This is a genomic window from Stenotrophomonas sp. SMYL41 (assembly GCF_036319965.1).
In the GTDB taxonomy this organism is placed as follows: domain Bacteria; phylum Pseudomonadota; class Gammaproteobacteria; order Xanthomonadales; family Xanthomonadaceae; genus Stenotrophomonas; species Stenotrophomonas maltophilia_R.
Genome location: NZ_JAWIRX010000003.1, coordinates 1 through 20,099 on the forward strand (window position 1 = coordinate 1; position 20,099 = coordinate 20,099).

Genomic DNA, 20,099 nt, shown 5'->3' on the forward strand with positions numbered 1-20,099 from the left:
TCGTCCATCTGCACCACGGTCTGGTTGACCTGCTCGATGCCGGCCGACTGTTCCTGCGAGGCCGCGGAGATCTCGGCCATGATGTCGGTCACCCGCTGCACCGAGGCGACGATCTCGCCCATGGTGCTGCCGGCCTGGTGGACCAGGCTGGAGCCTTCGGCGACCTTGCCGACGGAGTCGTCGATCAGGCCCTTGATCTCCTTGGCGGCAGCGGCCGAGCGCTGGGCGAGGGTACGCACTTCGCTGGCGACCACGGCGAAGCCGCGGCCCTGTTCACCGGCACGGGCGGCTTCCACGGCGGCGTTCAGCGCCAGGATGTTGGTCTGGAAGGCGATGCCGTCGATGACGCTGATGATCTCGGCGATCTTCTTCGACGAGGCTTCGATGGCCGACATGGTGGTGACCACCTGGCCGACTACTTCGCCGCCCTGCGAGGCGACGCCATGCGCGCCGATCGCGAGCTGGTTGGCCTGGCGGGCGTGTTCGGCGTTCTGGCGCACGGTGGAGGTCAGTTCCTCCATCGAAGCAGCGGTTTCTTCCAGGTTGGCCGCCTGCTGCTCGGTACGGCGCGACAGGTCGCTGTTGCCGGAGGCGATCTCGCCGGCCGCCGAACTGATCGCGCGGCTGGATTGCTTGATGCGGGTGACGATCTCGCTAAGCTGTGCGGCGGTGGCGTTGGCATCGTCGCGCATGCGGGCGAACACGCCCTGGTAGTCGCCGTGCATGCGCACGGTCAGGTCACCCTGCGACAGTGCGGCCAGCAGGCCGGAGATCTGTTCGATGCTGCCGGCGTTGGCGTCGAGCAGGCCGTTGATCTGCTGGGCCAGCTGCAGGAAGAAGCCCTCCTTGTCGCTGGCATCGATGCGGCCGGACAGGTCACCGGCGGCGGCCTGGGCGATCACGCGCGCCACTTCGGCTTCCACCTGCGCTTCCTGGGTACGGTCGCGCCATTCCACCACGTAGCCGACGGTGTCGCCGCCTTCATTGCGGATGGTCGAAACCACCTGGGCGAACTGGGCATCGCCGTACTGCATCGGGCGACGGGCCACGCCGTGTGCCTTCAGGTTGCCCAGCAGGACCTGGTCCATCTCGCCGCGGTGTTCAAGCACGGTGACCGGCTTGCCGATCAGCGAGGCCTGCGCATCGAAGTCCGGCAGGTCGCGGCGCACTTCGTCCTGGTACTGGCTCAGGGTCTGCTGCAGGGCGCGGTTGCTGTAGACGATGGTGTTGCTGGTGTCGGTCAGGTAGACGCCGGTCGAGCTGTAATCCAATGCCGTGCGGATGCGCAGGTTCTCGCGCGCCACGGCCTGGTCGGTTTCAATGCGCTCGCGCAGGTCGCGCTGCATGCGCTGCATGGCCTGCATCAGTTCACCCACTTCATCCTGGCGGCTGACGTCGATGTGGCCATCGAGCTTGCCGCCGGCAACGTCGTTGGCAACCGATACGGCGCCGCGCACGCTGCCGACCAGGGCGCGGGCGAACAGCCAGACCAGCACCAGGCCGAGCGCGGCGCCGCCCAGCAGGGCGATCACGGTCAGCACGGCCGAGGCGGAGTAGGTGGATTCGGCCTCTTCGCGCGACGCGCGGGCGAGGCGGTTGTCTTCGGCGATCAGTGCTTCCAGCGCCGATGCGGCCTTGCGGTGCTTGGTGCGGGTCTCGCCGACGAAGGTATCGATGGCATCGTCGGGCAGGTCCAGTTCCAGCATCTCGGTGACGCTGTCATAGGAGGCCAGGGCGTCCTTCCACTCCTTGGCGAAGCTGTCGAACAGCTTCTTCTGTTGTGCGTTGTCGACCAGCTTCGGATAGTCCTTGATCGACTTTTCCATGCTGGTACGCAGGTCGACGGTCTGCTTGCGTGCATCGGCCTTGACGTCGTCGCTGGCGCGGATCAGCTGCTGGTAGGCGGCGTTGCGGTATTCCCCCAGCATGCCGCGCATCTCGCCGGCCATGCGGATGCTCTCCATGCGAGAACCCGCCAGCTCTGTGGTGACGTTGTTCAGCGAGTGCAGGCCGCGATAGGCGACGATGCCCTGCAGCAGCATCACCAGCAGGAGGACACCGAAGGTCAGCAGCAGCTTCGGCATCAGTTTCAGGTTGTTGATCCACGGCATGGGCGTTGCGAGCTCCTAAGGCAGACGCGCCCGGGCATCGGGCCCGGTTGCAGCAGAAACCACGCCGGCACGAGGTGCGGCGTGGTTCGACGGACAGCGGATTACTTGATGTTGGCCAGCTTCAGTCCAGCCGGCGAGCTGACTTCGATTTCCGCGCGCGAGGCGTCGCGCTGGATCTTGCCGATCACGCAGACGGTCTTGCCTTCCAGGGTTTCCAGCGGGAAGGAGAACTTGCCGCGGTTCTCACCGGCGATGCGGGCCGAGAAGGTATGGCGCGGGAAGGCGCCGCCCATGTACAGGAAGGTCGGCTGGCCTTCGGAACCTTCTGCGTAGCGGGCCTTTTCGACCTTGCCACAGACCATGCCGTCCTTGCCGACCGAACGCGGCGCCAGTTCCGGCGGGATCATGTCGGCCGACTGGGCGAACGCGGAGGCGGCGGTGGTGGCCAGGACAGCGGCCGAAACGAACGCAAGCAGGGACTTCATCGAGGGGTATCTCCGGGGATGGTAACGGTCGGGCCGGTCATGCGCGCTCCTGCGCGACCGGCGTCTGTCCCCCTATCGGCATCGCCGGGGGGAACTGAAGGGTTTTGTGACTGGAACGTGAAGCAGTTCCGTTTGCTCAGGCAGCGGCGTCTTCGGCGAGGCTGGCCTGGCCCATGTCGGCGCTGTCGAGCAGGGTCTCGATGTCCAGCAGGATCAGCATGCGGTCGTCGTGGGTACCGATGCCGGAGATGAAACGGGTGTCGACGGCAGCGCCGAATTCGGGGGTCGGGCGGATCTGTTCGGCCGACAGCGGGATCACGTCGGAGACACTGTCGACGACGATGCCGACCACGCGGTCTTCCACGTTCAGCACGATCATCACGGTGAAGGCGTCGTAGCGGGCGTTGTCCAGGCGCAGCTTCAGGCGCAGGTCGATGACGGGCACGATGGTGCCGCGCAGGTTGATGACGCCCTTGATGTAGTCCGGGGCATCCGGCACGCGGGTGACGGCGTCGTAGCCGCGGATTTCCTGCACCTTGAGGATGTCCACGCCGTAGTGCTCGGCACCGAGGGTGAAGCTGAGGAATTCGCCACCGGCGCTGGCGGCGGAGCTGGTCTTGTCGTTCATCGAGGGGTCCTGGTTCTGCCGGAAGTCCCGGTGTCAGGCTCGATATCGGCCCCGCTGGGGGGGACTTTAGGTGCCGGGGAAGGCATCCACGCATGGCGTGGATCTACCGGGGAGGGTGCGTGGATGGGGTCAGATCCCTTTTCAGGGAAAAGGGATCTGACCCCGGAATACGTTCCAGGGTTGCCGGCCAGCGGCCGGCACTGCCGGTGGGACGGCCTCAGAGCTCGCCGTTGCGGCGTGCCTTGCGCTGGCGGTCGATGCGGAAGATGTAACGCTGGATCGCGCTGTCGGCGCCGCGCGGCAGGCTTTCAAAGCGCATGCCCACGCGCTTGACCTCGATGCCATTGGGCTGGCGCTGCGGCAGCAGGTTGCAGACCACCAGTTCGATGTCCAGGTCGGGGCCGTCGGGCAGCGACAACCGCGCCGGATAGCGCTTCTGCAGGCCGAACACCGCGCAGTCGTTGGGAACCACTACGGCCAGGCCACCGCCGCTGATGTCCACCACGCGCATCGACAAGGCCTCGGCCCGCGCTTCCCCGGGGGGCAGCAGCAGGTGCGGCGAGTCGGTGACCGGTGTTTCCAGCCGGTAAAGTTCGCGGCGCTGCAGGTGCACCAGTTCGTGCGGCAACGGAGCGCGGAAGGCGACGTGGCCGTCGTTGTCCACGCGCTGCAGTTCGTGCAGGCGGAACCGCACCAGCACGCGTTCGAGCTGGGCGAAGCACAGCAGGTGGTCGGCCTGTTCGGCGGCGCGGTTGGAGGCTTCCTGCGGGCTGCCATCGAGCAGCAGGTAGTCCTCGTCCTCGTCGAGATCAAGCAACGCGGTAGGGAACGAGCGGTCGCGGCCGTCGATATGCGCGTTGATCAGTGATCGCTGGTCGATCAGCGATCGCAGCAGCTGGCGCAGCTGGCGCGGGTTGCGGACCAGGAAGCGTTCGTCGGCGGCATCAGCCGCGTGGACATCATGCACTGCAGTGTCGTTGCCGTCGGACATGGAATCTACGGTCAGGGGCGGGCGCCAGCACGCGTTGGCGCGAGGCTCAATGGGGATATCGGCCTCTGCACCGGATTATGAAGTGAGAATTACATCACTTTCCATGCGTAAGGGGTCAGATCCCTTTCCCGCGGGAAAGGGATCTGACCCCGTGGTTCTGTCAGAATTCCTGCCAGTCGCCGTCGGCGGCCAGTGCCGGTTGCGCTGCCGATGCACGTAGCGGGCGTGCGGGGGCGGGCCTGGCAGCCGGCGCTGCCGCTGCGACCTGGCGCGGTACCGGTGCCGCCAGCGGGCGGGCCGGGATGGCGGTGGTGCCCTGCGATGCCAGCCGGAAGCGGGCCACGGCTTCGCCCAGCTGCACGGCCTGGTCTTCCATCGCACGTGCGGCGGCGGTGGCTTCTTCCACCAGCGCGGCATTCTGCTGGGTGGTCTCGTCCATCTGCACCACGGTCTGGTTGACCTGCTCGATGCCGGCCGACTGTTCCTGCGAGGCCGCGGAGATCTCGGCCATGATGTCGGTCACCCGCTGCACCGAGGCGACGATCTCGCCCATGGTGCTGCCGGCCTGGTGGACCAGGCTGGAGCCTTCGGCGACCTTGCCGACGGAGTCGTCGATCAGGCCCTTGATCTCCTTGGCGGCAGCGGCCGAGCGCTGGGCGAGGGTACGCACTTCGCTGGCGACCACGGCGAAGCCGCGGCCCTGTTCACCGGCACGGGCGGCTTCCACGGCGGCGTTCAGCGCCAGGATGTTGGTCTGGAAGGCGATGCCGTCGATGACGCTGATGATCTCGGCGATCTTCTTCGACGAGGCTTCGATGGCCGACATGGTGCTGACCACCTGGCCGACCACTTCGCCGCCCTGCGAGGCGACGCCATGCGCGCCGATCGCGAGCTGGTTGGCCTGGCGGGCGTGTTCGGCGTTCTGGCGCACGGTGGAGGTCAGTTCCTCCATCGAAGCGGCGGTTTCTTCCAGGTTGGCGGCCTGCTGCTCGGTACGGCGCGACAGGTCGCTGTTGCCGGAGGCGATCTCGCCGGCGGCGAGGGTGATGCTGCCGGCGCTGGCCTGGATCTGGCCGACGATCTGGGTCAGCTGCGCGACGGTGGTGTTGGCGTCGTCCCGCATGCGCGCGAACACGCCGTTGAACTGGCCGTCCATGCGTGCGGTCAGGTCGCCGGCGGCGATCGACTGCAGCAGCTGCGAGAGCTGGCCGAGGTTGCCGTCGGCCACCTGCATCATGCTGTTGAGCTGTTCGATCATCACGCGGAAATCGTGATCGAAACGCTGCGCATCGCCGCGCTGGCTGAAGTCACCGGCGGCGGCTGCCGAGGCCAGCTGCTGGATCTGCGTGTTGATGGCCAACAGGCTGGCCTTGGCCGCATCCATCGACTCGTGCAGGATCGCACGGCTGCCCGGCAGGCGGCGTGCATCCGGGGTAAGGTTGCCGGTGGCGTACTGGTTGAGCACGTCGATGGCATCGCGGATCGCGTCGAGATGTTCGAAGATGACCGTGTTGATACCGCTGGCCAGCTGTCCGTAGACGCCCGGGAAGTCTTCCGGAATGCGATGGCTGATGTCCGGACCGGCGTGCATCTGCGCCATCAGCTGGGTCTGCTCGGAGAAGCGGCGCAGCATCGCGGTCATTTCGGTGGTGGCGGCGAGCATGCGGCCCGCCTCGTCCTTGCCGGTGCTCTGGGTGGTGACGCTGAGGTCGCCGCGTGCGACGGCCTGGATGGCGTTGACCGCCTTGCCGAGCGGCCCGACCACGGCGCGCGAGATGACCACCGCCAGGGTAGCGGCGACCACAACCAGCAATACGATGGCGGCAATGATCGCCAGCATGCTGTTGCGGTGGGTGGCATTGGCGTTGTCGATCTTGCCCTGCATCAGCGAGCTGCTGTACGCACCCAGTGCCTTGAGGTCTTCAAAGGCCTTGCGGCGCAGCGGACGCGACTGGTCGTCGGAGATCTGGCGTGCGACGACGCCATCACCGGCGGTGGCCGCTTCGCGCAGCTTGGCATTGGCTGCAAAGTAGCCATCGATGTCGGCCTGCACGGCACGGTAGAGCTCCCGCTCCTTGGCACCGGCCGGCAGTTTGGCGTACGCGGCCAGCTGCTCGCGCACGACGGCGGCAGTGTCGTCCATTCGCTTGTTGTAGTCGGCCACCTTCTCGGGTTGGTCCAGCATGCTCAGCTGGGCCAGCTCATAGGTGCGGAACTCACCCAGCTGCGAGCGGACTTCGCCGAGGTACTGCACGGACGGAATATCGTTGGACGCCATGGCACTGAGCTGCGCGTTGGCCTCGCTCAGGCGCAGCAGGGCGAATGCGCCCAGCACGACGGTCATCAGGGTGGTGAGAGTAAACCCCACGGCCAGCTTGCGGGCGATGGGCAGATCGTGGAACCACTTCATGCAGGGTGCTCCAGGTGGGCAGGGCGCCGGCGTCGTTGCGTCGGCTGGGGGTGGTTGCAGAGCGAACGGTGGTGCCCGGTGGGGTTCGGTGACGGCCGTCAAAGCGAAATAGCGGCGCGGTTCGGATGGACTTTATGGACGCAGTTCACATTCGGATGCGTAGGGAGTGCAGCGCGAAAGTGCTGCAATGGCGGGCTGTCCGCTTCGGTGGCGTGGTTGCGAACGAAACCAGCGCGGCGACGGAGATCACGGAATGGGTTCGGGCGCGGATTGGGGTCAGATCCCTTTTCAAAGAAAAGGGATCTGACCCCAACCACACATGGCCGGAGCGCGCGCAAACAAAAACCGCCGCCCCGAAGGGCGGCGGTCCAGTGCACGCATGCAGCGTGGATCAGGCGGCCTGCGGCATCCGCAGCGAACGCACCAGCCCGCCGATGTCGACGATCAGGGCCACGCGGCCATCGCCGAGGATGGTGGCACCGGATACCCCGCCGATGCGGCGGTAGTTGTTCTCGATGTTCTTCACCACCACCTGCTGCTGGCCGACCAGCTCGTCCACTTCCAGCGCGATCTTCTGGCCATCGCCTTCGACCACCACCACCAGCGATTCGCTGCCGGGTGCGCGGTTGCCGTAGCCGTAGTACTCGCTCAGCGACAGGATCGGCAGGTACTCGCCACGCACGCGCAGCACGCGGCCTTCGCCGGCCATGCTGCGGATGTCCTCGGCCTGCGGCTGCAGCGCCTCAAGCACATAAGCAAGCGGCAGGATCAGGGTTTCACCCGCCACCGCCACGGTCATGCCATCGAGGATGGCCAGGGTCAGTGGCAGGCGGATCAGCGTGCGGGTGCCGGCGCCGAGGCTGCTTTCGATCTGCACCTCGCCCCCCAGTGCCTGGATGTTGCGGCGGACCACGTCCATGCCGACGCCACGCCCGGATAGGTCGGTCACTGCATCGGCAGTGGAGAAGCCCGGCTGGAAGATCAGGTCCCAGACCTGCGAATCGGTCGGGTTGTCCGGCACCGCCAGGCCGCGTTCGTAGGCCTTGGCCAGGATCTTGGCGCGGTCCAGGCCGCGACCGTCGTCGCTGACTTCGATGACGATGTGGCCGCCCTGGTGCGAGGCCGCCAGGGTGATCGTGCCGGTTTCGTCCTTGCCCGCACCGCGACGCACGTCGGGCATTTCCAGGCCGTGGTCGATCGAGTTGCGCACCAGGTGCACCAGCGGATCGGCGATCTTCTCGATCAGGCCCTTGTCCAGTTCGGTGCCTTCGCCGACGGTGCGCAGGCGCACCTGCTTGCCGAGGCGGCTGGACAGGTCGCGGACCAGGCGCGGGAAGCGGCGGAACACCGCATCGACCGGCAGCATGCGCACGCCGATCACCGCTTCCTGCAGGTCGCGGGTGTTGCGTTCAAGCTGGTCCAGGCCGGCGAACAGGCTCTCGGCGTGGACCGGATCCAGCGCGTGCGAGACCTGCTTGAGCATGGCCTGGGTGATGACCAGCTCGCCGACCAGATTGATCAGCGCATCGACCTTGTCGACGCTGACGCGGATGGAGGTTTCCGCTTCCTGGGCGGCACCACCGCTGGCGGCAGGCGCGGCGGGAGCCGGCGGTGCTGCTGCCGCCGGAGCGGGAGATGCTGTGGCCGGGGCCTGGGTAGCCAGGCTCGGTGGCGCGGCCGGACGGATGTCCAGCTCGCAGTCGTCCAGCACCCAGGCGAACGTGTCTTCGATCTTGCTGCGCGGCACCTTGCCGACCAGGCCCAGGTCCCACGCCAGGTGGGCTTCGAGTGGATCGAGCTGGGCGAAGCCCGGCAGGCGTTCCATGCGCGCGGCGACCTGCAGCGAACCGAGGTGTTCCAGTTCGCGGATGATGCGCAGCGGGTCGTTGCCGCTCATGAACAGTGACGGCGCCGGGGTGAAGCCGATCTGCCAGGCTTCCGGGGTGTCGTCCAGCTTGGCTGCGGCGGCGGTCGGGACGCTGGTGGCGGCCTGGCCGGAGAGCACGGCTTCCAGGCGGGCCTTCACCGCGGCGACTGCGGCGGGATCGGCGGCCTGGCCATGTTCGGCTTCGCGCAGCAGGGCACGCAGCACGTCCACCGAGGACAGCATGGCGTCGACGGCGTGGCCTTCCAGTGCCCGCTTACCGGCGCGCAGCTCATCGAGCAACGTCTCCAGTACGTGGGTCAGGCCGGCGATCGCGTCGAAGCCGAAGGTGCCGGCGCCGCCCTTGATCGAGTGGGCAGCGCGGAACACCGAATTGATGATCTCCGCGTCCTGCTGCCCCGATTCCAGGGCCAGCAGGCCAGCCTCCATCGCGTCGAGGCCTTCGCGGCTCTCCTCGAAGAAGGTGGCGTGGAAGCGTTGCAGGTCCATGCTCATGGCAGTGGTGGTCCGGAAGCGAAGAGGGGGAGCGGTGCCGGGCGATCAGCCCAGCACTTTCTGCACGGTGGCGACCAGCTGTTCGGGATTGAACGGCTTGACCAGCCAGCCGGTGGCGCCGGCGGCCTTGCCTTCGGACTTCTTGTCGGCGGCCGATTCGGTGGTCAGCATCAGCAGCGGAGTGAACTTGTAGTCCGGCAGCTGGCGCAGTTCGCGGATCAGCGCGATGCCGTCCATGTTCGGCATGTTGACGTCGGTGACCACCGCATTGAAGCGTTGGCCCTTGGCACGACCGAGCGCGACCGCGCCGTCTTCGGCTTCTTCGACGGCAAAACCGGCCGAGGTGAGGGCGAAGGACACCATCTGGCGCATCGACGCCGAATCGTCCACCACCAAGATACGTGCGCTCATGCAGCGTTCTCCACAGATTTCAGGTTGTCATGGGTTACGTCCAGGCCCAGGGCCTGGGTGACGCCCAGCAGGCGCGCGGCGTCACGGAAGGTTGCGGTGCAACCGTGGAAGCCGGTGCCCAGGCCTGCCTCGCGGCGCGCCTGCACGAACGCACACAGCACCTGCACGGCGGCGGTGTGGATGCGGGCGACCTGGCTGGCATCCAGGGTCAGCTCGCCTGCCTGCTCCACCAGTGGGGCGAGGCGGTTCTTGAGCTCGGTAGTGCTCTCGATGCCGAGATCCCCACCCAGTTCGACAGTGCTCATCGTTGCTCCGGACAAACGGTTCCGTGATCCATAACGGCACCCCGGTGGGGTTCTTTAGGGGAATCGACGCGGTGCGCCGATGCGGTGCTGTTCGGGTCGCCGTTGAAAAGGGGACGGAGGGAATTAAGTCGCAACTGGCTCGGCGCTTTGCGCCGACGCGGTGCCTGTTGGGGACGCAAGGAGTTGATCCGTTGGATCAATACCTTACGTCCCCACTGCGCGGTCGCCGTTGCCGAGGGGGCTGCAGTAGAGCCAGGTCGATTGCGACTTAATCCCCTCCGTCCCCTTTTTCGTTACGGCTCAGCTCAGCAGCCGGGTGGCGTCGAGCAGGATCATCGGGCGCTGGCTGACCCGGGCCACGCCACGGAACAGATCATTGGAGATCTGGCAGATGCGTGCGGTATCGGGCGGTTCGATCTGCGAATCGGTGAGGTTGGCGACGTCTTCCACTGCAGACACGCGCAGGCCGATGGTCTCGCCGTTTTCTTCCAGGACCACGATACGGGTCTGGGCGTCGTCCTCGGCAGCCGCCGCGCCCAGGTGCAGGCCCAGGTCCATCACCGGGACGACCTGGCCGCGCAGGTTCATGATGCCCAGCATGGCTGCGGCGGTGCCACGCAATGGCAGCAGTGGCACCGGCAGCACGACCTCCTGGACCTTCAGCAGTTCCAGGGCATAGGCCTGGGGGCCGCAGCGCAGGCGCAGCCAGCGCGACGTGCGTTCGCCGGCGCGACGGTTCTGCGGATGCGGGCTGCGGGCCGGTTGCTGGGCTTGCGCCTGCAGTTCCTGCCAGGTGCCGGGGCGGTTGCCTGCGGGGGCGTCGACGGCGACGCGCGGCGGCGGTGTGGCGGCGGCGCGTGCGGCCGGGGCCGGTGCAGGACGTGACGCCGGTGGTGCCACCGGCGCTGCGACCACGGCAGGCGGCGGCGTGGGGACGTCTTCGCCGCCGGCAGCCGCCTCGAACGCGGCCTGCAGCCCGGGGCTGTCGGTGTGGGCGAGGCGCTGGCTGTCAGCCGGATCGGTCTCGTAGATCACTTCGTCCGGCAGATCGTCCCAGGTGGGCTCCGGGCCGGTGCCTGCAGCGGGGGCCGGCGCGGGCTCGTGGATGACGTCGTCAGGCAGGTCATCCCAGGTCGGCTCGCGTTCTGGGGCTGCGGTGCTGGCCGGTGCGGCGGCGGCCTCGAAGGCAGCCTCCAGCGCGGCGCCATCGTCGGCCGGGACTGCGACGAGGGCGTCCGTTTCGTAGATCACTTCGGCGGGCAGGTCGTCCCACGTCGGTTCGCGTTCTGCATCGATCACGCTGACGGGCGCGGAGGCGGCCTCGAAGGCGGCCTCCAGTGAGGCGTTGTCCACGGAAGCGGCAGCGGCGATGGTCTCGGTTTCGTAGATCACCTCGGCCGGCAGGTCATCCCAGGTCGGCTCGCGTTCGGCAGAGGCTTCGCTGGGCTGGTCCGGGGCGGCGCTGACCGGCGCGGGCAGGGGAACGGCGGCCGGGGCGATCGCCTCGCCGAGCAGTTCGTCCAGGTAGTCGTCGAGGATGCCGGTACTGTTCATGCGGCCTGCTCCAGGGCACGGGCATCCTCGCCGAGGATCCAGTTCAACGCGCGACGGTAGGCGGCGAGGCCACGGCCCGGGTAGTCCTCGCCGACGCTCGGCAGGGTCAGGCCGGCGGCGTTGCTGATGCGGGTGTCGATCGGAATCGCGTCTTCCCACACGCGGCTGCCGTGACGATCCTGCATCGTGCGCAGCGACTCGTTGCCCGCGCGGGTGCGGCGGTCGAACAGGGTTGGCAGGATCGAGATCGGCAGCGGGCGGCGACGCGAACGTTCGACCATCTCACCGGTGCGGACCATGCCGTCCAGACCATGCAGGGCCAGCGGTTCGGCCTGGGTCGGGATGATCAGGCGGTCGGCGGCGGCCAGTGCGTTGATCATCAGCAGGCCAAGGGTCGGCGCGCAGTCCAGCAGGATGTAGTCGTGCTGGCCCTGGTGGCGCGCCAGCGCGTTCTGCAGGGCCAGGCCGAGGCCAGGCTGGTTGGCGCTGCGGCGCTCCAGCGTGGCCAGCGCGGATTGTGCGCAGACGTAGTCCAGGCCATGGATGTTGCTGGCATGGCACAGGCTGGCGAGGTCGGCTGGCGGTGCGCCGAACAGTTCCAGCACGCCGGCCGGCGGTGGATCCACCGGCACGCCGAAGGCGCGGCTGAGCGAGGCATGCGGATCGAGGTCGATCAGCAGCACGCGATGGCCGAGCGCGGCCAGGCCGCGGCCGAGGGCGAGGGTGGTGGTGGTCTTGCCGACACCGCCCTTCTGGTTGGCGACTGCCCAGATGCGCATCGGGTTACTCCTTCATTGCCGGGGGAACGGCGGCGCCGACGCGGCTGCCAGCCGGCACCGGCGGCAACGTCACCGGTGCGATGGGGGAGGTGGGAGCGCGGGCCGGCGTTGCGGCGGCCTGTTCGGTGGCGGTGCTGTCAGTGGCGCCGGAGGCCGCGTTCAGGCGTTGCCCAAGCGGATCCACCGAGTGCGAGGTGTCGGCCAGGATGATGACCATCACCCGGCGGTTGCGGTTGCGGCCCTGCGCGCTGTCGTTTTCTTCGCGCGGGCGGAACTGGCCATAGCCGACCATCGCCAGGCGCGATGGCTGCACGCCCTGGTCGGCGAACAGGTGCACCACGCTGGCGGCGCGTCCGGCCGACAGCTCCCAGTTGGACGGGAAGGTGGCAGTGGCGATCGGCACGTTGTCGGTGTGGCCTTCCACGCGCACGCTGTTGGGTACGTCGCGCAGTACCTCAGCCAGGCTGGCCAGGGTTCGCCGCGCGTGCACGTCCAGCGCGGCCGAGCCGGTGGGGAACAGGATGTCGCTGTTGATCTCGACTTCGATCCACAGCTCGGTGCGGCGCACGCTGATCATGCCGCGGTCGATCAGCGGCGCCAGCGCGGCGGTGAGGCGGTCGGCGATGCTGTTGAGCTGGCGCTCGGCGCGCGCGATCTGTTCCTGGTTGTGTACCGAAACCGGCATGCGCATCTGCGAGGCCATCGACGGCAGCAGGGTCGGGTCGTGCGAGGGTGCCGGTGCGGACGGACCGATCTTGGTGCCGGACTTGATCACCGAGGGGCTGTCCCAGCCGCCGCCCTGCACCTGCTTGTTGCCGACCTGCACCGGATTGATCGTGCGCGGCGCGCCACCAAAGGCATCGGTGAGTGCGTCGGCCATGATCCGGTACTTGCCCTCGTTGACCGAGGAAATTGCGTACATGACCACGAAGAAGGCGAGCAGCAGCGTCATCAGGTCGGCATAGGGGATCGCCCATGCTTCGTGGTTGGCATGCTCTTCGTGGTGCTTGCGGCGGGCCATGTCAGTGCAGGAAGCCGGAAAGGTTGGTTTCGATGTTGCGCGGGTTTTCGCCCTGGGCGATCGAGATCAGGCCTTCGATGACCATTTCGCGGTCGCGCGTGTTGTGCGAGATCACACTCTTGAGCTTGGCGGCGATCGGCAGGAACAGCAGGTTGGCCGAGGCGATGCCATAGATCGTTGCGGTGAACGCGGCGGCGATGCCGTGGCCGAGCTTGCTCGGGTCGGCCAGGTTCTTCATCACCGCGATCAGGCCCAGCACGGCGCCGATGATGCCCAGCGTCGGTGCATAGATGCCCATCGCCTCGAACACCTTGGCGCCGGCCTGGTCCTGGTGTTCCTGGCTGCCCAGTTCGATTTCCAGCATGTGCCGCATCGATTCGGGCTCGACGCCGTCCACCAGCAGCTGCAGGCCCTTGCGCAGGAACGGGTCCTGCTGTGCTTCCACCTGCGATTCCAGGCCCAGCAGGCCCTGGCGGCGGGCGATGTTGCTCCACTCGACGATCTGCTGGATCAGCTCGCGGCGATCACTGTGGGGCGGGCGAACCACCCAGCGCACGATCTTGAACGCATGCTTGAACACCGCCGGCGAGGTATGCAGCAGGATCGCGGCAACAGTGCCGACGATGACGATCACGAATGCCGCAGGCGACCACAACGACGCCAGGCCGGCGCCCTTGAGGATGCTGCCGCCGACCAGCGAGGCCAGGGCGAGAAAGAGTCCAATGAGGCTGAGTCTATCCATGGATCCGGTATCGGCTTGTATGAATGGGACTTGAGACACCGGTACGGGCTACTGGTGCGACTTCACAGTTTTTCGGGTTCAGCAAACGGGTCAATCGTGCGGGCTGCGCAGGCCGTCGACATCCAGGATCAGGGCCATGCGACCATCGCCGATCAAGGTTGCACCGGCATAACCGCGCAGGCCGCGCAGCGCTTTCGGCAGTGGCTTGATGACCACTTCCTCGCGCCCACGCACCTGGTCCACCACCAGACCGAAGCGCGCTTCGCCGGCCTGCAGCACCACGATCGTCAGCAGGGTCGACGCAGCGGGCGTCACATCCAGCCACTGGCGCAGATCGACCAGCGGCAGCGTGTGCGAGCGGCGGTCCAGCACGGCGCGGCCATCGAACCAGCCCAGCGAGGTGCGCGGTGCGTGCAGCACTTCCATCACGCGCGCCAGCGGCAGCGCGTAGACGTCCTCGCCGGCCTGCACCAGCAGGGTCGGCAGGATCGCCAGGGTGAGCGGCACGCGGATCAGGAAGCGGCTGCCGCGGCCCAGCTCCGACTGGATCTGGATCTGGCCGCTGAGTTCGCGGATGCGCGACTGCACCACGTCCATGCCAACGCCGCGGCCGGAAATATCCGTGACCTGCTGCTTGGTCGAGAAGCCGGGCAGGAACACCAGGTGCAGGCACTCCTCGCTGCTCAAGCGGGCAGCGGCTTCCGGATCGATCAGGCCCTTCTCGCGTGCCTTCGCACGCAGCTTTTCCGGGTCGATGCCGGCGCCATCGTCCTGCACCTCGATACTGACGTAGTCACCTTCCTGCTGTGCCGACAGCCGCACATGGCCCATCCGCGGCTTGCCTTGTGCTTCGCGCAGGTCGGGCATTTCCACGCCATGGTCGATGGCGTTGCGGACCAGGTGCACCAGCGGGTCGGCCAGCGCTTCGACCAGGTTGCGGTCGAGCTCGGTCTCGGCGCCGATCAGCTCCAGGTCCACTTCCTTCTTCAGCGAGCGGGCGACGTCGCGGGCGACCTTGGGGAAGCGCGAGAACACCTTGCCCACCGGCTGCATGCGGGTGCGCATCACCGCCGACTGCAGGCGTGCGGTGGCGATGTCGAGGGTGGACACCGCACGGTCCAGTTCCTCGTCGCGCAGGCGTGCACGCAGGGTCTTGAGCCGGTTGCGCGACAGCACCAGTTCGCCGATCAGGTTGACGATCGCATCCAGGCGCTTGGTGTCCACGCGCACGGTGTGTTCGGCTTCGGCCAGCGGCTTGGCGGCCGGCTTGGCCGCCGGTGCCGGTGCCGGTGCGGCCACCGGGCGCGGGGCGGCGATCGGTGCCGGCGCCACCGCAGCCACGGGCTTGGCGCCGGGTGCGGCGCCACCATGCAGCTGGTCGAGCAGGGCTTCGAACTCGTCTTCGCTGATCAGCCCGTCGTCGGCCTTCTTTGCCGGCGCCACTGCGGTCGGTGCGTTGCCGCCGTGCAGCTGGTCGAGCAGCGCTTCGAATTCGTCGTCGGTAATCAGGTCGCTGCCACCCGCAGCGGGTGCTGCTGCGGCGGCGGGTGCGGCCACAGCACTGCCATGCACGTCGAACTGAGCGATCAGGTCCGGCGGCGCATAGCCCGGCTCGGTGCCGGAAGACACCGCATCCAGCATCGACTGCAGGTAATCCAGCGATTGCTGGGCGGCGTCGAAGTGATGGGCCTGCAGCACGGCCTGGCCGGCACGCGCGGCGCCCAGCGCTTCCTCAGCGGCATGGCACAGCTCGACCATGGCGGTGACACCCAGGAAGCCGGCGCCGCCCTTCAGCGTGTGGTAGCCCCGGAACACCGCATTGAGCTGTTCGGCGTCCTGCGGTGCCTGCTCCAGCGACACCAGCTGTTCGCCGAGGCGATCCAGGATCTCCTGTGCCTCGATGATGAAATCGGCAGTGATGTCGTCGGATACAGCGCTCATGCTTACAGCCCCAGATCCGACAACAGGTCGTCGGCGTCGTTCTGCGAGACCGCGTGGCGGTCCAGTCCCTTCAGTGCCGGCCCGGCCAGTTCCGGGTCGGTGCGATGCTGTTCCGGCGGCAGGCCGAGCGCGCCGAAGCCTTCGTGCACGCGGCGGACGATGCCGACCACGCGACGGATGATCTGCCCGGTCAGGTCCTGGTAGCTCTGGGTCAGGGCGATCTCGGTGAGGTTGTGGCGGATGCGCTCGAGCTGCGCGTCCTGGCCCGGCTGCAGGCCTTCGGCGCGCAGCTGTTCGGTCAGGCTGCGGCATTCCTCGGCCAGGTCCAGGGTACGGTGGGTGGCCTGTTCGGTCATCGCCACCACGTGGTCCAGGCGTGCGCAGGCATCGTCCAGTTCCCCGGCTTCGCTGGGCACGGTCGGCAGTTCACCCAGTGCCTGTCCCAGCTCGCGGGCCAGCCGCGACAGGCCACTCATCATCGGCTGCGTGCGCAGCGCGACCAGCCCATCGATGCGCTGCCGCCACGCGGCTTCGTCACCGGACTCCAGTGCGTCCAGGGCTTCCTGCAGGCGCAGGGCGAGGGCGTTCTTGTCGACCGTGGTATCCATCAGGCGCTGGCTGCCAGGCGTTCGAAGATCTTGCCGAGCTTCTCTTCCAGCGTCTGCGCGGTGAACGGCTTGATGATGTAACCGTTCACGCCGTTCTGGGCCGCTTCGATGATCTGCTCGCGCTTGGCTTCAGCGGTGACCATCAGCACCGGCAGGGTCTTCAGCTTGGCGTCGGCGCGGATCGCCTTGAGCAGCTCGATACCGGTCATCACCGGCATGTTCCAGTCGGTGACCACGAAATCGAACGACTGGCTCTGCAGCAGCGACAGCGCGGCATGCCCGTCCTCGGCTTCGGCGGTGTTGGTGAAGCCCAGATCGCCCAGCAGGTTCTTGACGATTCGACGCATGGTCGAGAAATCGTCGACGATCAGGATGCGCATGTTCTTGTTCAAAGCAGAGTTCCTTTGTTGTTCATTCCGGGCGGCCGGGGGCAGACGCCTCGGGGATGTTCATTCTTCGAGGCCGGCATCGGCGGCCTCGAATATCTTCAGCCGGCCGCGCAGGCGCAGCACGGCCTGGCCGTGGATCTGGCAGACCCGCGACTCGCTCACGCCGAGCACGGCGCCGATCTCCTTCAGGTTCAGCTCCTGCTCGTAGTAGAGCGAAAGCACCAGCTGTTCGCGCTCGGGCAGGTGGCCGATCGCCTTGCCCAGCTCGCGGCCGAATTCGCCGCGCTCCAGGACCTGCTGCGGGGTCGGGCCGCCCTGGGCGACGGTGTCCAGTTCGCCCTGGTCTTCGATGCGCGATTCCAGGCTCAGCACCTGGCCACGTGCGGCGTCTTCCATCAGCCGCAGGTACTCGGGCAGCGGCATCTCCATCGCGGCGGCGACTTCGGTGGCGCTGGCAGCACGGCCCGTGCTCTGTTCCAGGCGGCGGATGGTGGCGGCGGCGTCGCGTGCACGACGGTGCACCGAGCGCGGCACCCAGTCGCCACGGCGGATCTCGTCGATCATCGAGCCGCGGATGCGGATCGAGGCATAGGTTTCGAACGAGGCGCCCTGGTCGGCGTCGTAGCTGCGCGAGGCTTCGATCAGGCCCATCATGCCGGCCTGGATCAGATCGTCGACTTCGACGCTGGCCGGCAGGCGTGCGGCCAGGTGGTGGGCGATGCGCCTCACCAGGTCCGAGTGCTGGGCGATGACCTCGTTGGCCGCCGAGCGCTGGACTTCCCTGTACTGGGCTGCGCCTTTCATGCGGCCACCCCGCGCTGTTTGAGAATGCGCTCGAGGAAGAACTCGACACCGCCACGCGGTTCGGTCGGTGCCTGCCAGCGCGCGGTGCGGCGTGCGATCTCGGTGATGGCCAGCGCCGATGGGCTGGACGGGTAGGCCTTCACCACCGGCTGCTGGCGCTGCACCGACAGGCGCAGCCAATCATCCTGCGGCACGCAACCCAGGTAGTTCAGCGAGACATCGGCGAGGAACTTCTCGCAGACGCGGGTCAATTTTTCGTACAGCACGCGGCCCTCGTTCGGGTCGCGCACCATGTTGGCCACCACCTGGATACGGTCCACGCCGCGCTCGCGCGACAGCACCTTGATCAGTGCGTAGGCGTCGGTGATCGAGGCCGGCTCATCGCAGACCACCACCACGGTGTCCTGCGCGGCCTGGCAGAAGGTCAGTACGCCATCGGTGATGCCGGCAGCGGTATCGACCACCATGATGTCCAGCTCGCGTTCCAGCTCGGAGAACACATTGACCAGGCCGACATGCTCGGCCGGGGCCAGTTCGGCCATGTGCCGGCGGCCGGAGGCGGCCGGGACCACCAGCACGCCGTTCGGGCCTTCGACGATGACGTCGTCCAGCGAGCAGCGGCCGGCAACCAGGTCGGCCAGCGTAAAGGTGGGGTTCAGCCCCAGGATCACGTCGATGTTGGCCAGGCCGAGGTCGGCGTCCAGCAGCAGCGTGCGCTTGCCCATGCCGGCCAGCGCCACGGCCAGGTTGGCCGACACGTTGGTCTTGCCCACGCCGCCCTTGCCGCCGGTCACGGCAATGGTGCGCACAGGGCCCAGCGGCTCGCTGCGGGTGGCCGACAGCGGGAAGGTCTTGGTCAGCTTGGCGTACTCACGCGACGGCATGGTTCAACTCCGGGTTGCAGGGCATATCGGCCGCTCGGCGCAAATCTTCAAGGCGAAGTACAAGATTGGCTGCACTGGCCCGGTGCAGGTCCTCCGGGACGTCCTGGCCATCGGTCACCCAGGTGATCGGCAGGGCGTGGTCCACGGCCACCGACAGGGCGTTGCCGAAGCGGCCGGTCTCGTCCAGCTTGCTCAGCACCAGGCCCTGCAGGTTGGCCGCACCGAAGCGGCGGACCACCTCGTCCATGTCGCCGAAGCTGGTGTTGGCCGGCAGCACCAGCAGCGTGCGCACCTGGCGGGCGGCGCGCAGCCACTGCAGCTGGGCAGCCAGGGCGCGGTCGCGCGGGCCCAGGCCGGCGGTATCGATCAGCACCAGCTTGTAGTCCTTCAGGCGTTCCAGCAGCTGGTCCAGGTCGGTGCCGCTGTTGGCTTCGTGCACGGCGATGCCGAGCTGGCGGCCGTAGCCATACAACTGTTCGCGGGCGCCGATGCGGGTGGTGTCGGTGGTGACCAGGGCGACGTCACGCGGCGCGTGCTTCTCGGCGAAGCGCGAGGCCAGCTTGGCGATGGTGGTGGTCTTGCCGGCGCCGGTGGGGCCGACCAGGGCGATCACACCGCCTTCTTCCAGCGGGTCGACCGGGGCGATCGGCAGCTTGCGCGAGATCAGCCCCAGCATCAGGCCGCGGCCGCGGTGGGCCTCGGTCTCCAGCGGGATCTGCATGGCCACGTCGCGGGCCAGGCCGGCATCGAAGCCGTATTCGTCCATCAGGTCCAGCGCGGTGGCGCGCACCGGGCAGCCACGCAGGCGCTCGTCGGTGAAGCGGTTCATCTCGCGCTCGATCACCTGGCGCATGCCGGCCACTTCCTGGCGCAGCTGGCGGATCTCGGCGTCGTCCTGGGCGACCACGGTCAGCGTCGGTGCCGGGGCCAGCATGGGGGCCGGGCTGGCGTCGACGGCGGCTTCGGCCGCTGCCGGTTCGCTGCGGGCGACCTCGGGCTGCGCATCGGTCACGGCAGCGGTCGGCAGCGGCGGTGGCTGCACGGCCGGTGCGGCGCTTTCGTGATGCGCCTCGTGCGGCGGGTCGATCTGGAAGCGGGCGCGGTTGGCCGGCGTGGCGCTGGTGGCCGCCGGTGCGACGATGGCTTCGGCAAACGGGGCGTAACTCTGTTCCGGCAGTGCCGGTTCGTTGACGGCGGCGCGCGCCAGGGTGGCGGCGAAGCCGGTGCTGCCGCGGGTCGGCACGATTTCGTCGGCGCTGTCCAGGGTGCGGCCGGTGGCACCGACGGCGGCACGGGCGAGGGCGGCGACGGCCGAGGTGGTGGCGGCGACCGGTTCCGGGGCCGGGGTGCTGCTGCGGCGGCGGGTGACCGCGGCGATCACCGCGTCGGCGGCGGTGCGCGGCCTGGGTGCCGGCGGCGGCGCCACGTCGCGGCGCGAGGCTTCCAGTGCACGCTGCACGGCGCTCTCGTCGTAGTTGGCGGCGGCGACGATCTCGATGCCTTCCTCGATCCGGCGGTTGGACAGGATCACGGCGTCAGGACCATGTTCCTTGCGCACCAGGTTCATGGCCGAGCGCATGTCGGCGGCGACGAATCGTTTGATTTTCATGCTGTGGTCACGGGACGAAGACGGCGGGGTGGCGGTCGGGGAACTCG

At 67.9% G+C, this 20,099-nt stretch carries 17 protein-coding genes and 1 pseudogene; all 18 read right to left on the bottom strand.

The genetic code is table 11. The features are described 5' to 3' along the window. Positions 1–2,111: methyl-accepting chemotaxis protein (locus V3B30_RS04090; protein ID WP_329809638.1), on the bottom strand; the 2,111-nt coding region annotated here is incomplete at its 3' end. Between the two features lie 101 nt (positions 2,112–2,212). After that, a complete protein-coding gene (locus V3B30_RS04095) occupies positions 2,213–2,596 on the bottom strand; it encodes a hypothetical protein (protein ID WP_005416411.1) in 384 nt (127 codons plus the stop codon). A 136-nt stretch (positions 2,597–2,732) separates the two neighbouring features. Continuing rightward, positions 2,733–3,224: a chemotaxis protein CheW gene (locus tag V3B30_RS04100; RefSeq protein WP_005409516.1), complete on the bottom strand. Its 492-nt coding sequence runs from the start codon at positions 3,222–3,224 to the stop codon at positions 2,733–2,735. A 217-nt stretch (positions 3,225–3,441) separates the two neighbouring features. Next, positions 3,442–4,215 (bottom strand): flagellar brake protein, encoded by a 774-nt coding sequence (locus V3B30_RS04105; RefSeq protein WP_100472182.1) that lies wholly within the window; start codon positions 4,213–4,215, stop codon positions 3,442–3,444. Positions 4,216–4,375: 160 nt separating this feature from the next. Continuing rightward, positions 4,376–6,625 carry a methyl-accepting chemotaxis protein gene (locus V3B30_RS04110; RefSeq protein ID WP_100472183.1) on the bottom strand — a complete coding sequence of 750 codons (2,250 nt, stop codon included), beginning with the start codon at positions 6,623–6,625 and terminating at the stop codon, positions 4,376–4,378. A gap of 391 nt (positions 6,626–7,016) precedes the next feature. Beyond that, complete coding sequence (locus V3B30_RS04115; protein ID WP_262083872.1) at positions 7,017–9,005, bottom strand: chemotaxis protein CheA; 1,989 nt, start codon at positions 9,003–9,005, stop codon at positions 7,017–7,019. A 45-nt stretch (positions 9,006–9,050) separates the two neighbouring features. After that, positions 9,051–9,416, bottom strand: coding sequence for a response regulator (locus V3B30_RS04120; RefSeq protein ID WP_005409521.1), 366 nt, complete (start codon positions 9,414–9,416; stop codon positions 9,051–9,053). Further along, positions 9,413–9,721 carry an STAS domain-containing protein gene (locus V3B30_RS04125; RefSeq protein WP_014647026.1) on the bottom strand — a complete coding sequence of 103 codons (309 nt, stop codon included), beginning with the start codon at positions 9,719–9,721 and terminating at the stop codon, positions 9,413–9,415. The genes V3B30_RS04120 and V3B30_RS04125 overlap by 4 nt, the downstream gene beginning before the upstream one ends. A 300-nt stretch (positions 9,722–10,021) precedes the next feature. Beyond that, the gene (locus V3B30_RS04130; protein WP_262083871.1) at positions 10,022–11,275 is read right to left on the bottom strand and encodes a chemotaxis protein CheW; all 1,254 of its coding nucleotides are present in this window, start codon (positions 11,273–11,275) and stop codon (positions 10,022–10,024) included. Further along, complete coding sequence (locus V3B30_RS04135; RefSeq protein WP_014037094.1) at positions 11,272–12,054, bottom strand: ParA family protein; 783 nt, start codon at positions 12,052–12,054, stop codon at positions 11,272–11,274. The genes V3B30_RS04130 and V3B30_RS04135 overlap by 4 nt, the downstream gene beginning before the upstream one ends. A 148-nt stretch (positions 12,055–12,202) precedes the next feature. Continuing rightward, positions 12,203–13,075 (bottom strand): annotated as a pseudogene (motD, locus tag V3B30_RS04140) (flagellar motor protein MotD); the annotation flags it as partial. Between the two features lies 1 nt (position 13,076). Further along, the gene (locus tag V3B30_RS04145; protein ID WP_005409527.1) at positions 13,077–13,817 is read right to left on the bottom strand and encodes a flagellar motor protein; all 741 of its coding nucleotides are present in this window, start codon (positions 13,815–13,817) and stop codon (positions 13,077–13,079) included. Positions 13,818–13,907: 90 nt separating this feature from the next. Continuing rightward, on the bottom strand, positions 13,908–15,758 hold the full coding sequence (locus V3B30_RS04150; protein WP_100472188.1) for a chemotaxis protein CheA: 1,851 nt from the start codon (positions 15,756–15,758) through the stop codon (positions 13,908–13,910). Positions 15,759–15,760: 2 nt separating this feature from the next. Continuing rightward, a complete protein-coding gene (locus V3B30_RS04155; protein WP_006442968.1) occupies positions 15,761–16,366 on the bottom strand; it encodes a protein phosphatase CheZ in 606 nt (201 codons plus the stop codon). Then, the gene (cheY, locus tag V3B30_RS04160) at positions 16,366–16,758 is read right to left on the bottom strand and encodes a chemotaxis response regulator CheY (RefSeq protein ID WP_019659592.1); all 393 of its coding nucleotides are present in this window, start codon (positions 16,756–16,758) and stop codon (positions 16,366–16,368) included. Before cheY ends, V3B30_RS04155 begins: the two co-directional genes overlap by 1 nt. 57 nt (positions 16,759–16,815) lie before the next feature. Then, positions 16,816–17,559 (bottom strand): RNA polymerase sigma factor FliA, encoded by a 744-nt coding sequence (locus tag V3B30_RS04165; protein ID WP_058980011.1) that lies wholly within the window; start codon positions 17,557–17,559, stop codon positions 16,816–16,818. After that, complete coding sequence (locus tag V3B30_RS04170; protein ID WP_005416424.1) at positions 17,556–18,443, bottom strand: P-loop NTPase; 888 nt, start codon at positions 18,441–18,443, stop codon at positions 17,556–17,558. The genes V3B30_RS04165 and V3B30_RS04170 overlap by 4 nt, the downstream gene beginning before the upstream one ends. Beyond that, on the bottom strand, positions 18,430–20,052 hold the full coding sequence (gene flhF, locus V3B30_RS04175) for a flagellar biosynthesis protein FlhF (protein ID WP_262083870.1): 1,623 nt from the start codon (positions 20,050–20,052) through the stop codon (positions 18,430–18,432). The genes V3B30_RS04170 and flhF overlap by 14 nt, the downstream gene beginning before the upstream one ends. Positions 20,053–20,099 lie beyond the last annotated feature (47 nt).

What these genes read in the sequence shown, in the direction of transcription:
- V3B30_RS04095 (WP_005416411.1), bottom strand. Translation starts at nt 2,596, where the DNA reads ATGAAGTCCCTGCTTGCGTTCGTTTCGGCCGCTGTCCTGGCCACCACC.
- V3B30_RS04100 (WP_005409516.1), bottom strand. Translation starts at nt 3,224, where the DNA reads ATGAACGACAAGACCAGCTCCGCCGCCAGCGCCGGTGGCGAATTCCTC.
- V3B30_RS04105 (WP_100472182.1), bottom strand. Translation starts at nt 4,215, where the DNA reads ATGTCCGACGGCAACGACACTGCAGTGCATGATGTCCACGCGGCTGAT.
- V3B30_RS04110 (WP_100472183.1), bottom strand. Translation starts at nt 6,625, where the DNA reads ATGAAGTGGTTCCACGATCTGCCCATCGCCCGCAAGCTGGCCGTGGGG.
- V3B30_RS04115 (WP_262083872.1), bottom strand. Translation starts at nt 9,005, where the DNA reads ATGAGCATGGACCTGCAACGCTTCCACGCCACCTTCTTCGAGGAGAGC.
- V3B30_RS04120 (WP_005409521.1), bottom strand. Translation starts at nt 9,416, where the DNA reads ATGAGCGCACGTATCTTGGTGGTGGACGATTCGGCGTCGATGCGCCAG.
- V3B30_RS04125 (WP_014647026.1), bottom strand. Translation starts at nt 9,721, where the DNA reads ATGAGCACTGTCGAACTGGGTGGGGATCTCGGCATCGAGAGCACTACC.
- V3B30_RS04130 (WP_262083871.1), bottom strand. Translation starts at nt 11,275, where the DNA reads ATGAACAGTACCGGCATCCTCGACGACTACCTGGACGAACTGCTCGGC.
- V3B30_RS04135 (WP_014037094.1), bottom strand. Translation starts at nt 12,054, where the DNA reads ATGCGCATCTGGGCAGTCGCCAACCAGAAGGGCGGTGTCGGCAAGACC.
- V3B30_RS04145 (WP_005409527.1), bottom strand. Translation starts at nt 13,817, where the DNA reads ATGGATAGACTCAGCCTCATTGGACTCTTTCTCGCCCTGGCCTCGCTG.
- V3B30_RS04150 (WP_100472188.1), bottom strand. Translation starts at nt 15,758, where the DNA reads ATGAGCGCTGTATCCGACGACATCACTGCCGATTTCATCATCGAGGCA.
- V3B30_RS04155 (WP_006442968.1), bottom strand. Translation starts at nt 16,366, where the DNA reads ATGGATACCACGGTCGACAAGAACGCCCTCGCCCTGCGCCTGCAGGAA.
- V3B30_RS04165 (WP_058980011.1), bottom strand. Translation starts at nt 17,559, where the DNA reads ATGAAAGGCGCAGCCCAGTACAGGGAAGTCCAGCGCTCGGCGGCCAAC.
- V3B30_RS04170 (WP_005416424.1), bottom strand. Translation starts at nt 18,443, where the DNA reads ATGCCGTCGCGTGAGTACGCCAAGCTGACCAAGACCTTCCCGCTGTCG.
- flhF (WP_262083870.1), bottom strand. Translation starts at nt 20,052, where the DNA reads ATGAAAATCAAACGATTCGTCGCCGCCGACATGCGCTCGGCCATGAAC.